The 12,527-nt window shown below is 32.6% G+C and carries 12 protein-coding genes; 9 read left to right on the top strand and 3 right to left on the bottom strand.

All coding sequences use genetic code 11. The features are described from left to right. The first annotated feature begins 83 nt into the window (after positions 1-83). The gene (locus Q0822_RS15370) at positions 84-1,133 is read left to right on the top strand and encodes a nucleoid-associated protein (protein ID WP_299125274.1); all 1,050 of its coding nucleotides are present in this window, start codon (positions 84-86) and stop codon (positions 1,131-1,133) included. Between the two features lie 190 nt (positions 1,134-1,323). After that, positions 1,324-1,584, top strand: a complete 261-nt coding sequence (locus tag Q0822_RS15365) for a heavy-metal-associated domain-containing protein (RefSeq protein WP_299125271.1) — start codon at positions 1,324-1,326, stop codon at positions 1,582-1,584. 56 nt (positions 1,585-1,640) lie between these two features. Here the strand turns inward: Q0822_RS15365 and lipB are convergent, their stop codons facing one another. From lipB to Q0822_RS15350, 3 genes are read right to left on the bottom strand one after another with little or no spacing between them, the layout of a single operon-like run. Next, the gene (gene lipB / locus Q0822_RS15360; protein WP_299125268.1) at positions 1,641-2,339 is read right to left on the bottom strand and encodes a lipoyl(octanoyl) transferase LipB; all 699 of its coding nucleotides are present in this window, start codon (positions 2,337-2,339) and stop codon (positions 1,641-1,643) included. Continuing rightward, a complete protein-coding gene (locus Q0822_RS15355; protein ID WP_299125265.1) occupies positions 2,332-3,138 on the bottom strand; it encodes a hypothetical protein in 807 nt (268 codons plus the stop codon). The genes lipB and Q0822_RS15355 overlap by 8 nt, the downstream gene beginning before the upstream one ends. Positions 3,139-3,178: 40 nt before the next feature. Then, on the bottom strand, positions 3,179-3,337 hold the full coding sequence (locus tag Q0822_RS15350; RefSeq protein ID WP_092446701.1) for a YqaE/Pmp3 family membrane protein: 159 nt from the start codon (positions 3,335-3,337) through the stop codon (positions 3,179-3,181). A gap of 109 nt (positions 3,338-3,446) precedes the next feature. On the opposite strand from Q0822_RS15350, the gene Q0822_RS15345 reads away from it, so the two are divergent. From Q0822_RS15345 to Q0822_RS15315, 7 genes are all read left to right on the top strand, one after another. Continuing rightward, a complete protein-coding gene (locus tag Q0822_RS15345; RefSeq protein ID WP_299125263.1) occupies positions 3,447-4,502 on the top strand; it encodes a LuxR C-terminal-related transcriptional regulator in 1,056 nt (351 codons plus the stop codon). 108 nt (positions 4,503-4,610) lie between these two features. Beyond that, positions 4,611-5,018 carry a DUF1573 domain-containing protein gene (locus Q0822_RS15340; RefSeq protein WP_299125260.1) on the top strand — a complete coding sequence of 136 codons (408 nt, stop codon included), beginning with the start codon at positions 4,611-4,613 and terminating at the stop codon, positions 5,016-5,018. 151 nt (positions 5,019-5,169) lie between these two features. Continuing rightward, complete coding sequence (locus tag Q0822_RS15335; protein WP_299125257.1) at positions 5,170-6,060, top strand: hypothetical protein; 891 nt, start codon at positions 5,170-5,172, stop codon at positions 6,058-6,060. A 79-nt stretch (positions 6,061-6,139) separates the two neighbouring features. Next, positions 6,140-7,828, top strand: coding sequence for a lysine--tRNA ligase (gene lysS, locus Q0822_RS15330; RefSeq protein WP_299125254.1), 1,689 nt, complete (start codon positions 6,140-6,142; stop codon positions 7,826-7,828). Between the two features lie 109 nt (positions 7,829-7,937). After that, positions 7,938-9,185: a fibronectin type III domain-containing protein gene (locus tag Q0822_RS15325; RefSeq protein ID WP_299125251.1), complete on the top strand. Its 1,248-nt coding sequence runs from the start codon at positions 7,938-7,940 to the stop codon at positions 9,183-9,185. A 91-nt stretch (positions 9,186-9,276) separates the two neighbouring features. Beyond that, on the top strand, positions 9,277-11,766 hold the full coding sequence (locus tag Q0822_RS15320) for a zinc-dependent metalloprotease (RefSeq protein WP_299125310.1): 2,490 nt from the start codon (positions 9,277-9,279) through the stop codon (positions 11,764-11,766). 185 nt (positions 11,767-11,951) lie between these two features. Beyond that, positions 11,952-12,461 carry a hypothetical protein gene (locus Q0822_RS15315; protein WP_299125249.1) on the top strand — a complete coding sequence of 170 codons (510 nt, stop codon included), beginning with the start codon at positions 11,952-11,954 and terminating at the stop codon, positions 12,459-12,461. Positions 12,462-12,527: the final 66 nt, after the last annotated feature.

Below are 12,527 nucleotides of genomic sequence, written 5' to 3'. Positions count from 1 at the left end.
CAAATTTATTTTGGCGTTTTCTTTAGTTTTAAGCCTAGGGTTTTGTAGTATTGTACACTGAAAAACAGTTAAGTATTTCTACTATGATAAAACGACAAAAGGCTTCGATAAAAAGCTGCATTATCCATAAAGTCGGCAACAAATTTAATGACACAAAAAATGCATTTTCAGATACAACTGTAGATTTTGATGAAGCTACATACAATTTAATGTTACCCTATCTTTTAAAGCCTTTCGTAAGCGTTGCTGAAAGCTATCGTTTTCATCACCATAGCGATGTTGGTCTCAATGAAATCAACACCTATTCTGAGCAAATTTTTAAGGAGGAAGCAGATTTTGTAGACGTCTCAAAACACATCGTTACACACTTATTTGAGCAAAGTAATTCTGCTCAAATAAAAACAGGAGATGTACTCATTTGCCATTTTGAGAACGTACAATACGAAGACTATTTTACAGATGCTATTGGTATTTATAAAATTGAAAATAAAACAGAGTTTTTTCAAACCTATTTAGAATCTGGAAACTATGATATTCTGGTACAAAAGGGAATACAGGCTAAGAAAGTGGATAAAGGCTGTTTAATCTTAAATACGTCAGACATGGAGGGTAAAATTGTGTTTAGTGTAGACAACAATACTTACGACACGCAATACTGGATTAAAAGCTTCCTAAATATTAAATATCCTGATGATAGCAACCAACACACTAAGAACTGTATTGAACTTTGTAGAGAATTTTCTAAAGAAGTTTTACAGCCCAATTTTGGTGGCCAAGAACAAAGTAATTTCTTAGCAAAAACAGTCGATTTTTTTAAAGAAAATGAAATTGTAAACATTGAAACCTTTAAAGAAGAAGTTTTTGATGAAGAAGATCAGATACAACTCTTCGAAGACTACAAAAAAAGCTATGAATCTGAAAATAAAGTCCTCATTAGGAACCAATTTGATGTCTCAGAACGTGTTCTAAAAAAGCAAAAACAAAAGATTAAAACTGAAATAAAACTAGACACCAACATACAAATTAAACTCGATGTAGATGCACCTGATGCATCAGCAGAATACCTAGAACGTGGTTATGATGAAGATAAAAAGATGCACTTTTATAAGGTATTTTTTAACGCTGAGGCATAATCTAACTTCAACTCAAAAAACAAGAAAAATTTAATCAAAAAATTAGTAATACTGACCAATATCACTTTATAATTTTATTTTGTATTGTAAATTCGTTCACTAGTAAAATTAAGTAAATTCGTAGGTACTAATACCAATGTAATATACCTGTTCTAGTTGTAAACTTTAATTAATACTAAATCATCAAATCATGAGTTTAATTTCAGAAAATATTATTCCAGGGCAACAAGGCAAAATTTTTGGAACTGACGCTATTGAGAAAAAAGAATTAGAGTGCATAAAAAAACGAATTCTTAGTTTAGATGGCATTAAGAAAGTTGAGATAAATATGGAAGTTTTTCCAAGAGAAATTAAAGTTTATACATCTAAGCTTGTGAGTATTGAAGATTTAGAAAAAAGGGTTATGACCACTGGTTTTCATGCTATACCTAAAGACAGTATTGAATTCTGAATAAATCTTTTAAATATCTGATTTCAAACACTTAAGACAATAGTTTTTTGACGCAATTAAATAAACTCTGCCTCAAAAAGAGCACTAAAATGCTTCAAAAGCTTCCGTTTCACTTCAGCTTCATCAACTTTAGTCACACCTAATTCAGTATTTAATGATGTCACAGCTTTGCCCCGTATACCACATGGAATAATATTATCAAAATACCCTAAATCTGCATTCACATTAAGTGCAAAACCATGCATGGTAACCCAACGGCTTGCTCTTACTCCCATTGCACAAATTTTACGGGCGAATGGTGTCCCAACATCTAACCAAACACCTGTTTCACCAGGGCTACGTTCTGTTTTTAAACCATATTCTGCTAAAGTGAGAATAATCATCTCCTCTAAAAAACGTAAATATTTGTGTATATCGGTGAAGAAATTATCTAAATCTAAAATAGGATATCCTACAATTTGTCCAGGACCATGGTAGGTAATATCTCCGCCTCTGTTAATTTTATAAAATGTCGCTCCTTTTTCCGTTAGCTGTTCTTCAGAAAGTAACAAATTAGATAAGTCTCCACTCTTGCCTAAAGTGTAAACGTGCGGGTGCTCTACAAAAAGAAAATGATTGTCAGTTTCCAAACCAGCATCTTCCCTTCTATTCTTGATTTTGGTATCTAAAATAGCCTTAAAAAGTGTTTCTTGATAATCCCAAGTGTCCTTAAAATCTTTTAAGCCTAAATCCTTAAGATTTACGGTTTTATTCATCTACGAGCTTAACATTAGCATCTAGTGCTAATGGATTCTTAAGATATTCAATCCAATTAATTTTATAAGTCACTGTTTTCCTGTCTTTAGAAAACTCAGCACCTTCAATATCTATTGACTTTACAGCTTTAGGGAATGTCAATTTAACGTTGTAATAGGCATTCTCAAAATAATCCATAAACTGCTGATTACTTTCATCTTCTTCATTAAACAATTCCTCCATAGAATCCTCTGCTGAGCCTTCAGGAATATCTAATTTAGTAATTCTAGAAAAGCCATTCTCTGTTAAAGCATAAGTAGTTTTATTATTTTCACTCCCAAAGAAATTACCAAGTGGTGAGTTGTCTTTCATAGAATCAACTTGGTTACCTTGTGAATTTAAACTTTGTGCCTTTCTTATTTTCTCATTGATATCCTTTAAATCCTCTATCGATTCAAAATTTAGACCTATACCCATGTTCATTATTCCTTCTTCTTCATTCATTTTCATATTCATAAACATATCTTTTACAGCCTCCATCGCTAAACGTTTTTCCTCTGGTAATGCAGCTACGCTATCTTTATAAGTCTCCATGATATCGGCAAAAACCATGGTAGTATCCATGACTTTTCCATCTTTCTTTTTTTCAGCATCAGACTTACCACCTCCCATTGATTCTTCAATAGCTTTCATAGCTTCACCCATTTCGTAAGTGACTAAAAACTGACCTGAACCATTTTCATTAAAAACAATAGATTCGGTAACATTACAACTTGCTAAAAAACAAGCAAAAACAAATAATAGGATAACTTTTTTCATGTGTACTTTATTGAGTTTTATAGAGCACAAATATAAGAATTTATCGCTCAGGATTATTTAATATAACTAATGCTGCAATGACTCCCGGAACCCAACCGCATAGCCATAATAAAAAAGTAATTAGAATAGAACCACAGCCTTTATCTAAAACTGCTAAAGGTGGGCAAATAATGGACAGTATAACACGCCAGATACTCATAATTCGTTTGATGATTTGATGTAATGATATGACGCACTTTCAATAAAATTGTTACAGTATTTGTATTTCTGATATTTTAAAGTCAATGAAAATTATGTAGTTTAGCTATATGCGATTAAAAATTCTTTTGATCTTTTTAGCAGTTTCTGCATTTTGCCAAGCACAATATTCTTTTTCAGGCTATATAAATCCTGATGAATGGCAAAATTCGGTTTATCTATCTATTGTTGAAGACTACAGAAAAATGTCTGGCGTCTACTCTGAGCAAATTATCGCTAAAACCACAGCGGATGAAACTGGTTTCTTCGAATTTAAAGGTAATATGCTAGATAATGAAAATCGTATTTATCGTATTCATGTCGATAAATGTTCTGATGTTCAACAAGATTTCAATCATTTTAATGGCCATTGTAGCGATAGCGAAGAACTATTATTTATTGCCAAAAATACTGACACTTTAAATCTCCCTTTTTCTTTTGGAAATCAAGTGTTTTGTGCTATTGAATCTAATAACCCAAAAGCAAATGCCTTTGTGAAAATCGATTCACTTAAACATGATATGCGTTTTGCCTATGGTGAATTTAGAAGTGAAGCTAACCGAAAACTAAACAACAAAAAATGGTTTAAAACTTTACAATATTTTGGTGAAGCTTTAAACGAACCAATTGCTGAGCTCTATATTTATTCCTATTTATCAGACAGAAGTAGTGATTTACATAGCTATTATGTTGAAGATTTGAAAAACAATGCATACTATGATAAGCTAAAATCTCGATTAGAGGATACTTACCCTAATTCTCCTTACACGAAACAATATGTTAATGAATTAGAAGCAGATCGCTATATGTTGACAGCTACAAAAGGACAAACTGGTCTTAACTCGAGTTTTTATCTGTATATTTTTTTAATCAGTTCTGTAATATTAAATGCAATATTGTTTTATCGTATCTGGAAACAAAAACAATCTAAGACTAAAAATTTAAAAGCCAAATTATCTAAACAAGAGCAAGTCGTTTTAGAACACTTACTGGAAAATAAAACCAATAAAGACATTGCAGAAGCTCTTTTTTTAAGTGTGAGTACGGTAAAATCACATACTAATAACATTTATAAAAAGTTAAATGCCCAGTCTAGAGAAGATGTAAAGTCTTTGTTTATCAAATAGTTAAAAAATTCAACCCTAGTACTAGTACCGATTTCCAACCTTTTTTTTTCAAAATTCACATCTTTATCCTTGATGTTTGTTTCATTATTAATCATAAAACATTTTATCATGAAACGAACACTAAACACTGCAATTCTTTTAATCTTAGCATTAAGTTTTTTTAATACTACATCAACTGAATTTGATAAATATAACACAAAAGTCGCTGTTATTAAATTTAAAATAGAAGTAGTTGATTATGGCACTGTAGAACAACATTCAGATGGTACAAGACTCTTTACATTTACCAATACAGGTGACGCACCTCTAGTAATTACAAAAGTAAAAACAACTTGTGGTTGCACCGTACCAAGCTATTCTAAAGCGCCTATTATGCCAGGTGAATCAGGAGAATTAAACATTAAGTACAACACCAAAAAGTTAGGAGCTTTTACAAAAACTGTAACAGTAATGTCTAATGCAGAAGGCGGTAACAAAATCCTAAAGATCAAAGGGAATATTGTTGCTGCAAAATAAAATGCTCTAATAGCCAACAAGATTATTTTTTGTCATTCTGTCTTTATTTTAAAACCTAAAAGCATCAATTAAGTTAGTAACTCAGGATTTTGAAACGAGTTCAGAATGGCAATTATTCAAGTCTTTTTAATTCATTCAAAAAATCATCAAAATGAAAACGAATATTACAATAATAGCAATCGTTCTGTTATTTACATTGCAAGTAAATGCACAACAACTCAACCAAGAAATCTCAAAAGATGGAGAAATACCTTATTTACTTGGAAAAATTGACAAAAGTGGGTTAGAAGGTGATAATTACACGTCTTGGTTTACTAAAAATCATGAAGATTATGAGCCAAATACAGCCATTATCAACACCATCGCTTCTGATTTAAAATCATATTCTATAACACTATTTATGGGTACTTGGTGTGGAGACAGCAAAAAAGAAGTTCCAAGATTATACAAAGTTTTAGAAGCTTGTAATTTCCCAATGGATCAATTGACAGTTGTCGCCGTAAGTCGAGAACGAAACATGTATAAACAAAGCCCTCAACACGAGGAAGCTGGTTTAAATATCCACAGAGTGCCAACCATAATTTTTTATAAAGACGGAAATGAAATCAACCGAATTGTGGAACATCCAGTCAAGAGTTTTGAAGAAGATATTCAGAATATCATTACTGTAAATGACTACGAATCAAACTATCAAATCGTTGCTGCTGTTGATGATATTTTAAAGAAAAAAGGAATAAGAGGCTTAAAAAAGAAGCGTAAAAAACTTTTAAAAAAATACAAGGACGAAGTTACCAGTATGTTTGAATTGAATACCTATGGACGTATCTTATACGGAACAAATCGTGTAGATGAGGCTATTGCTGTCTTTAAATTCAACACAGAATTATTTCCCAATGAACCTAGAACTTTTATGAGTTTAGCAAATACCTTGGGTGTTTCTGGTAAAAAAGAAGATGCTATTAAAGTACTTGAAGATGCCATAAAATTGCATCCTGACAATGAAGATCTTAAAAAGAATCTAGAGGTCATAAAATCAAATTAGAAAGCAGTTCTCCAATTCTTGTAAATAATGTAATTTTGCATCTGCCTACCGAAAAAGGTAGGATTCTAAAATAGTAAGAATGCAACTTTCAGAACAAGAATTGGTAAGACGCCAAAAGTTAGAAAAGCTTAGAGCTTTAGGGATTAACCCTTATCCAGCAGATTTATTTCCAGTTAATCATACTTCTAAACAGATAAAGTCTGACTATGAAGAAGGTAAAAAAGTTATTATAGCTGGTCGTCTAATGGCTATCAACGTGCAAGGAAAAGCCTCTTTTGCGCAATTGCAAGATAGCGATGGTCGTATTCAAGTATATTTTAATAGAGATGAAATTTGTATTGGTGAGGATAAATCGTTGTATAACGATGTCTTTAAAAAACTTATTGATTTAGGTGACTTTGTTGGTATTGAAGGAGAGCTTTTTACAACTAAAGTTGGTGAGAAGACCGTAATGGTTAAGAATTTTAAATTATTAAGTAAAGCACTTAAGCCATTACCTATTCCAAAACAAAAAGATGGAGTAACATATGATGCTTTTACAGATCCTGAGCAACGTTACAGACAACGTTATGCTGATTTGGCTGTAAATCCGCACGTGAAAGAGGTTTTTGTAAAGCGTACAAAATTATTTAATGCCATGCGTCAGTTTTTTAATGATTCAGGTTATTTTGAAGTTGAAACTCCAATTTTACAACCTATTCCAGGAGGAGCGGCTGCCCGACCTTTCATTACACATCACAATAGCTTAGATATTCCCTTGTATATGCGAATTGCTAATGAGTTGTATCTAAAACGACTTATCGTTGGTGGATTTGATGGTGTATATGAGTTTTCTAAAAACTTCCGTAACGAAGGTATGGATAGAACTCATAACCCTGAGTTTACAGCCATGGAAATCTATGTATCGTACAAAGATTATAACTGGATGATGGATTTCTGCGAACAATTGTTAGAACATTGTGCTATTGCGGTGAACGGAACACCGGAAGCAAAGTTTGGAGAACACAACATCAACTTTAAAGCACCATATAAGCGCATCACGATGCGTGATTCCATTTTAGAATTCACAGGTTTTGATATTTACAATAAATCTGAAGACGAGATTAGAACTGCTGCCAAAAGCATGCACATAGAAGTTGACGACACTATGGGTAAAGGTAAGTTGATTGATGAAATTTTTGGTGAGAAATGTGAAGGAAATTACATTCAACCAACCTTCATAACAGATTATCCAAAGGAGATGAGTCCGCTATGCAAAGAGCACAGAGAAAACCCGGAGTTAACTGAGCGTTTTGAGCTTATGGTTTGTGGTAAGGAAATTGCAAATGCTTACTCAGAACTAAATGACCCAATTGATCAACGTGAACGTTTTGAGCATCAATTAGAATTAGCAAAGAAAGGTGATGATGAAGCCACAGGAACCATTGACTATGATTTTCTAAGAGCTTTAGAATACGGAATGCCACCAACATCTGGTATGGGAATTGGTATGGATCGCTTGATTATGTTTTTAACTAATAATCAGAGTATTCAAGAAGTCTTATTCTTCCCTCAAATGCGACCTGAGAAGAAAAAAGTGGACTTAAGTGATAACGAAAAGGCCATTTTCGAAATCCTTAAATCACAGAAACGTATGGACTTAACAGTATTAAAATCTCAATCTGGCTTAAGTAACAAAGGTTGGGATAAAGGCATTAAAGGTTTAGGTAAACATGGTCTAACTAAGGTTGAAAAAACTGATGACGGCTTGTTTGTTGAGATGGTATAAAACAATTAAACATATATTTTTGAAAAAGTTTTCAATAACATTCCAAAACTTGCGAATTCATTCATTTTTAGTAAATTGTCATCGCTGGAAAAAGAAAATTACCCCAAAAATGAAAAAACTGACTCTTTTATTTGTACTTGCATTTATTTTACTTGCTTGTGATAAGGATGACGGAATTACTCCAGTTTGTAATACTGTCACCAATGTATCTTCAATTTCAGTTACTAGCAATTCCGCAATAATTACATGGAATGAATTTGATGCTTCAGCAACATATAACCTAGAATTTGGTGTTTCAGGATTCACCTTAGGTAACGGAACTACTGTTAGCGAATCTGGTTCGTCAGCTCAACTTAATGGACTTCAACCAAATACAGTATACGATGTCTATATTCAAACTGAATGTAGTTCAAACAATTTAAGTGCGTATACAGATGTCCATAGCTTTACAACCTCTTCACCTCCAGTTATACCTGAATTTAGGAATAACTTATCGGAATTAAATTTATTTTCCAGTAATTTAAATGAGTTAAATATTACTTCCTTAGCTTTTGAATATAATCTGAATACAACATTGTTTTCAGACTACGCAAGCAAACAACGCATTATTGCTTTGCCAGAAGGTGCAAGTATGACATATGATGGAGATGGATTGCCAGTTTTTCCTAACAATACGGTAATAGCAAAAACATTTTATTACAATGTAAACGACCGTGATTTAGATCTAGGAAAGCAAATCATTGAAACACGAGTTTTAATAAAACTCAATGGAAATTGGGAATCAGGAAACTACACATGGAATGACAGTCAAACTGACGCTATTTTGGATTTAGATGGTAGTGTATTGCCTGTATCTTGGATTGATAATGATGGAGTTACACAATCTGTAAACTATAAAATTCCATCAAACAATGACTGTTTTACATGTCACCAAAGTTTCGATGAACTTAAACCTATTGGTCCAAAATTGAGAAATATGAATTTTGATATAAACGGTAGTAACCAATTACAACAATTTATAAATAATAATCAGTTAAGTGGTATAGCAAATCCTTCAAGCATTGGAGCACTTCCTAACTGGGAAGATGATACTTTTTCCTTGGAAGAGCGCGCAAGAGCATATTTAGCTGTCAATTGCGCAAGTTGTCATATTCCTGGTGGTCAATGCGAAAATGAATCAACTTTAGATTTTGCATATGAAACATTATTAGAGAATTCTGATATTGTAGAAAGAAAAGAGAGCATCAGATTTAGGGTTTCAGACTATAATGACGGTATAAGCATGCCCTTTATAGGTACATCAATACTCCACACTGAAGGTGTACAATTAATAAATGACTACCTAGACACACTTTAATAATCCGTTAAAAAAATACTAAAATCAGTTTTTAAATTAACAGATTCTTAATGGAATCCGTATTTTCATCAAAATTTAATAAAAACCGACTATTTTGAAACATTTATCGATCAAGCTACTACTTGTAGTTTCAGCTTTTTTGGCTTTTTCATGTTCAACAGCAAAAAAAGCCAGTAAATCAAAAAAAGATGCCACAACAATGGCAAAACCTCCAGTAAAAAAACCTGGTAAAAATGACCCAAAACCTTACAACAAAGTTATTACTAAAGATGCTAAAAGTGATGCAGGTTTATTTACAGTTCACACTTTAGATGATAAGTTTTATTACGAAATACCAGATTCACTTTTTAACAGAGAAATGTTAATGGTAACGCGCATCTCTAAAACCGCAAGTAATTTAGGTTTTGGCGGAGGAAAACAAAATACACAAGTTTTACGTTGGGAGAAAAAAGGAAAAAAAGTAGTCTTACGTGTTGTGTCATACAATGTAGTAGCTGCTGATTCTCTTCCTGTAAAAGAGGCTGTTGTAAATTCTAATTTTGAACCTGTTTTATACACTTTTCCAATCAAAGCATATAGCAAGGATTCTACCAGTACAGTAATTGATGCTTCTCCATTATTTGAAAAAGATGTAAAGTCTTTAGGATTACCTCAATTTAGAAGAACGCCATACAGAGTAACGCGTTTAGAAAGTGATAAATCATTTATTGAAAACATTAAAAGTTATCCAAGAAATATTGAAGCACGTCATGTAAAAACATATGCTGCAGGACGTCCACCTTCAAACTCTAGTACAGGTAGTATTTCAATTGAAATTAACAACTCAATGATTTTACTGCCAGACAATCCAATGAAACGTCGTTATTTTGATGAGCGTGTAGGATGGTTTGCAAGAAGTCAGACAGATTACGGCCAAGAAGATCAAAAGAGTAAACGCTTAACATTTTTAGATCGCTGGAGATTAGAAGTTAAGGATGAAGACATAGAGAAATTTAAACGTGGTGAGTTAGTAGTTCCTAAAAAACAAATCGTTTATTACATTGATAGAGCTACACCTGTAAAATGGAGAAAATATATTAAGCAAGGTATTGAAGATTGGCAAGTGGCTTTTGAAGCTGCTGGTTTTAAAGATGCCATTATAGCTAAAGATCCACCAACGGCTGAAGAAGATCCAGAATGGAGTCCAGAGGATGTGCGTTATTCTGTAGTACGTTATTTAGCATCACCTATTCCTAATGCAAATGGTCCTCATGTAAGTGATCCAAGAACAGGTGAAATTTTAGAAAGTGATATCAATTGGTATCATAACGTTATGTCTTTATTACGTGGTTGGTTCTTTGTACAAACAGCAGCGATAAATCCAGATGCGCAGAGTCCACAGTTTAAGGATGAAGTTATGGGACGTTTAATTCGTTTTGTATCTGCTCACGAAGTTGGACATACTTTAGGTTTACCTCATAATATGGGAAGTAGTGTTGCTTATCCCGTAGAAAAATTACGCGATGCTGCATTTACACAAAAATATGGAACTGCACCTTCAATTATGGATTATGCACGTTTTAACTACGTTGCACAACCTGGAGATGAAGGAGTAGCTTTAATGCCAGATATTGGTGTGTATGATAAATATGCTATTGCTTGGGGTTACAGACCTATCTTAGATAAAACAGCTGAAGAAGAAAAACCGATTCTTAACCAATGGATTACAGAACATGCTGGTGATCCAATGTACCGTTTTGGTCACCAACAAGCAGGTGATGTAGTAGATCCAAGCTCTCAAACTGAGGACTTAGGTGACGACGCAATGTTAGCTAGTGATTATGGAATTAAAAATTTAAAACGTATTGTACCAAACTTAATCGAATGGACAACAGAAGCTGGTGAAGATTATGATGATCTACAAGAAATGTATGGCCATGTCTTATCTCAGTTTAATCGTTATACAGGACATGTTGCTAATAATATTGGTGGAGTTTATGAACACTACAAAGCGGCAGGCCAAGAAGGTGCTGTTTACACAGCTGTACCTAAAGATCATCAAAAAAAGGCAATGAAATGGATTCAAGATAATTTATTTACAACACCAGAATGGTTAGTCAATAAAGAAATTTTTGATCGTATTGAATTTACAGGTTCTGTAGAGCGTATACGTGCGCTACAAGCCAGACGAATTAATACTATTCTAAGCTTAGGTAAAATGCAACGCTTAACTGAAGCTCACACTTATGATAATACAGCTTATTCTTTGCCAGAAATGATGAGAGATTTACGCCAAGGTGTTTGGAGTGAATTGCGTAACGGAAAGAAAATTGACACCTATAGACGTAATTTACAACGTGCACATATTGATAGATTAGCCTATTTAATGACAGCTAAAAATCAAAGTGGAAGAACTTTTAGTCCTTACGTAAAAATGACTGCTGTAAATACCAGTCAATCTGATATCAGAGCCGTTGTAAGAGCTGAATTAAAAACATTACGTTCTCAGTTAAGAAATGCACGTGGTGGCGATTCTATGAGTAGAATTCATATAGCAGACGCTATTGAACGTATCAATAATATTTTAGATCCTAAGAACTAATGTGATATACAATAGCACATTAGGGTATAAAGGCTTCAAGTAAACTTGAAGCCTTTTTTATTTATAAGTACCTGTTTATTAGTTTAATAAATAATTGACAGATCTATAGTAACTCCTACAAAAAATGTTAACTTTATAAAAGCTTCAATCATTAATGGATGTATCAACCTTAAAAATTATTAATTATGAGATTTATACTATTATTGTTTATTACGTGTTTAGCAATTACGTCATGTAAAAATAAACCAACTGAAGAAGACACAATCACTTTCAATGAATTGTTATACTATGAATTATTGTCTGAAAAAACAGATAATGAAAACTTGATATCTGAAGCAAAAATTAAACTTAAATCAGTTAACGATTCTACTCTTTATAAAAATAAGTTTACAGAATTAGAAAAACTTAGTCATAAACAAAAAGGGTTGAAGATAAAAATAGGTGACTTAAAGTCTATTATCGGTCCTAATGTAAAAAGAAGACCTTGCATATTTTGTCCAAAAAGGCCTAGAATTGTATGTTGTCCAAAATTAAGATTCATAAAAATTGGGCCTGATTTTAAGGATAAAACCAAGTTAGAAATACTAAAATCACTCAATATTTCAGATGAGTTTAAAGATGATTTTGAACTTATAAAAATAGATGGAATTAGCTATTTAGAAATTAACACCAAATCTTTAGGCAATCTAGAATAGATTTTTACTAGATACAAAAGGAAGCTTAAATAAAGTATTTATTAACCTTAAACTAGTTATAAAAAC

Source organism: uncultured Winogradskyella sp. (genome assembly GCF_947496485.1).
Lineage (GTDB): Bacteria > Bacteroidota > Bacteroidia > Flavobacteriales > Flavobacteriaceae > Winogradskyella.
Note: the sequence above shows the minus strand (reverse complement) of the source record. Positions and strands in the feature narration are given on the sequence as shown.

Excerpts from the sequence above, each read along its gene's own strand:
- Q0822_RS15335 (WP_299125257.1), top strand. The coding sequence starts at position 5,170 with ATGAAAACGAATATTACAATAATAGCAATCGTTCTGTTATTTACATTG.
- Q0822_RS15370 (WP_299125274.1), top strand. The coding sequence starts at position 84 with ATGATAAAACGACAAAAGGCTTCGATAAAAAGCTGCATTATCCATAAA.
- Q0822_RS15340 (WP_299125260.1), top strand. The coding sequence starts at position 4,611 with ATGAAACGAACACTAAACACTGCAATTCTTTTAATCTTAGCATTAAGT.
- Q0822_RS15355 (WP_299125265.1), bottom strand. The coding sequence starts at position 3,138 with ATGAAAAAAGTTATCCTATTATTTGTTTTTGCTTGTTTTTTAGCAAGT.
- Q0822_RS15345 (WP_299125263.1), top strand. The coding sequence starts at position 3,447 with ATGCGATTAAAAATTCTTTTGATCTTTTTAGCAGTTTCTGCATTTTGC.
- Q0822_RS15350 (WP_092446701.1), bottom strand. The coding sequence starts at position 3,337 with ATGAGTATCTGGCGTGTTATACTGTCCATTATTTGCCCACCTTTAGCA.
- Q0822_RS15325 (WP_299125251.1), top strand. The coding sequence starts at position 7,938 with ATGAAAAAACTGACTCTTTTATTTGTACTTGCATTTATTTTACTTGCT.
- Q0822_RS15315 (WP_299125249.1), top strand. The coding sequence starts at position 11,952 with ATGAGATTTATACTATTATTGTTTATTACGTGTTTAGCAATTACGTCA.
- lysS (WP_299125254.1), top strand. The coding sequence starts at position 6,140 with ATGCAACTTTCAGAACAAGAATTGGTAAGACGCCAAAAGTTAGAAAAG.
- lipB (WP_299125268.1), bottom strand. The coding sequence starts at position 2,339 with ATGAATAAAACCGTAAATCTTAAGGATTTAGGCTTAAAAGATTTTAAG.
- Q0822_RS15365 (WP_299125271.1), top strand. The coding sequence starts at position 1,324 with ATGAGTTTAATTTCAGAAAATATTATTCCAGGGCAACAAGGCAAAATT.